The sequence below is a fragment of the Mesorhizobium sp. M7D.F.Ca.US.004.03.1.1 genome (assembly GCF_003998635.1).
GTDB lineage: Bacteria > Pseudomonadota > Alphaproteobacteria > Rhizobiales > Rhizobiaceae > Mesorhizobium > Mesorhizobium loti.
Genome location: NZ_RZQG01000888.1, coordinates 1 through 2,394 on the forward strand (window position 1 = coordinate 1; position 2,394 = coordinate 2,394).

Below are 2,394 nucleotides of genomic sequence, written 5' to 3' on the forward strand. Positions count from 1 at the left end.
GATCACCGACGGCACCCGCAACGCTCTGCCCGGCCTTGCCCGCATCCTCGGCGATGCGCGCAGCTTCCGTCCCGAGGTCAGCGCCGAGATCGAGCGGCAGATGCGCATCATCGCCGAGGGTACCGCCGCCGCCTACAATGTCACCGCCGAAGTCAAGTACAGCAGGGAGTTCGTGCCGCTGCGCAACGATGCCGAACTGGTCGATGCCGCGTTCGCGGCCGCAAGAGGCGTCTTCGAGCCCGGCAACATCGCTGTCGCCCGCGAGCCGATGACCGCCTCCGAGGATTTCGCCCGTTTCCTCGACCACGTCCCGGGCTGTTTCGTCTTCCTCGGCAATGGCGAGGCTTCCGCGCCGCTGCACAATTCCAGCTACGACTTCAACGATGACGGGCTGTTGTTCGGCACGAATTTCCACGTCGCCGTGGTCAGGCAAAGGCTGTGTGGCGAGGCGGGAAGATGATCGCTTTTTTGATCGCCAGACCGCGCTCGCCGCTGGCCCAAGCACCGCTGCTATTGCCAGCCAGCTCCGGGGTTTATTGAACTCCCCCAGTTTTGTGAACTCCCAGTGACGGAGCCCGGATGCCGATGACCAGGATTTCGCTTCTGGGAATTCCCCACGACGACAATTCGTCCTTCGCCAAGGGCGCAGCGCTTGCGCCCGCCCATATCCGTCCCGAATTGTTCTGTGATGCCTACAGCATGTGGAGCGAAACCGGTTTCGACCTGACCGACAGGCTGGTCGATCATGGCGACATCCGTTTCGACGCCGCCACCGATCCATGGGATTTGATCGAAGGCGAGGTTGGACGCGTGCTGGAACTGGGCGATCCGCTGATCTGCCTCGGCGGCGACCATGCCATCTCCTGGCCGGTGCTGCGCGCGGTGCGCCGCCGACACCCCAGCCTGACCATTCTGCACATCGACGCGCACCCCGACATGTATGAAGCCTATCAGGGCAATCCGCGCTCCCACACCTCGCCCTTTGCCCGCATCATGGAAGAGCGGCTTGCCGACCGCCTCATCCAGGTCGGATTGCGCACCGTCAACGACCATCATCGCGACCAGTTCGATCGGTTTGGTGTCGAGGTCATCGAGGCCGCGCGGTTCAGCGATGATCTGCGGCTCGACCTCACGACGCCGGTCTATATCTCGATGGATCTCGACGGGCTCGACCCGGCTTTTGCGCCGGGTGTCTCGCATCGCGAACCCGGCGGCCTGACTACTCGTCAGGTCATCAACCTGATTCAGTCGATCAACCAGCCGATCGTGGCGGCTGATATCGTTGAGTTAAATCCCGCTCGCGACATCGCCGGCCTGACCGCCGGCGTGGCGGCAAAACTCCTCAAGGAGATTGCCGGAATGATGGTCAAGACACGCGGGTGACGGGCCGGCGAGGGTACGTTTTTAACGAAAACAATCGCCCGATGACGCCAGGGAAAGACTCAGCTACCTTCTGCTGTGCGGCGGACCTAATTATCCGCTTGGCCGGCGCTTCATTCCTCCTCCCAAGCGGCGCCGGCCTTCTTCCCCCAAAGAGCCCCTTTGTTGATGCTAAATTAGCGGAAGTTAAATTTAGAGCGTTTGGGCTTGCCTGAAATTAGGGTCTTTCCGACATAAATCCGGCATGCCTTTCGAAGGTGCTGGCAGGAAAACCGATGCGCGGGCGTGGATGGATCAAGGCGTTGCGTCAGGACGAGGCCCGGCAGGTGCGTGCGCGCATTGCCGAACTGGAGCGCGACCTGATGGCGACCTCTCCGCAGGGCCGCCATAGGCGGCACGAGGCAGGACACGAACTTCGCAATGCCAAGTTCCGCCTGGAGCGTCTCGAGGAATGCATCGCCGAAATACCGGAACGGGCTGAGTGTTAGCGGAAGCGATCGCGGCTCTCGATCACATACCCTGATAATCGGGAGGGAACCAAATGCCGTCCCCTCGGGTTGGTTCTGTTCCAATGGAGTACGCAACCATGTTCCGTCTGCTTATCGCCGGCGCTTTGGCTTATGTCACATACCGCCTCACCAGGCAGATGATCGATGACGTGCCCGATACAGTCGACCCGCTGTTGCTGCCACCGTCGCAACATGATCGCGAAGCCTTGCGTCGGCAGTCAGCCGCGATTGGTGTCGATCCGCAACGCTAGGCGTGATCCCCCTCGGTCTGCGGGGGCTAAGTCTGCCTCGCATCGACGTTGCGAACAAAGCGGAAACGATGCTTGATGGGCGATGAACCTCGCCACCGCTGATTCGACCTTTCGGGATCCGACCGTCCAGCCTGCCTATCTCGCCCGGCTGAACGATGCCCAGCGCCAGGCCGTCGAGCATGGCGACGGCAAGATAGCCGGTCCGCTGCTGGTCATTGCCGGCGCCGGTTCGGGCAAGACCAACACCTTGGCGC

The 2,394-nt window shown here is 61.9% G+C and carries 5 protein-coding genes; all 5 read left to right on the forward strand.

All coding sequences use genetic code 11. The features are described 5' to 3' along the window. Positions 1-460 (forward strand): M20/M25/M40 family metallo-hydrolase (locus EN935_RS31385; protein ID WP_127373986.1); only part of this gene is annotated, 460 nt, incomplete at its 5' end. Positions 461-585: 125 nt separating this feature from the next. Next, the gene (locus tag EN935_RS31390) at positions 586-1,383 is read left to right on the forward strand and encodes an agmatinase family protein (protein WP_109663375.1); all 798 of its coding nucleotides are present in this window, start codon (positions 586-588) and stop codon (positions 1,381-1,383) included. Between the two features lie 272 nt (positions 1,384-1,655). After that, positions 1,656-1,868, forward strand: coding sequence for a hypothetical protein (locus tag EN935_RS31395; RefSeq protein ID WP_109662932.1), 213 nt, complete (start codon positions 1,656-1,658; stop codon positions 1,866-1,868). 98 nt (positions 1,869-1,966) lie between these two features. Next, on the forward strand, positions 1,967-2,140 hold the full coding sequence (locus EN935_RS31400) for a hypothetical protein (RefSeq protein WP_109663378.1): 174 nt from the start codon (positions 1,967-1,969) through the stop codon (positions 2,138-2,140). Between the two features lie 82 nt (positions 2,141-2,222). Next, a partial coding sequence (locus EN935_RS31405) for a UvrD-helicase domain-containing protein (RefSeq protein WP_164771504.1) occupies positions 2,223-2,394 on the forward strand: 172 nt, incomplete at its 3' end.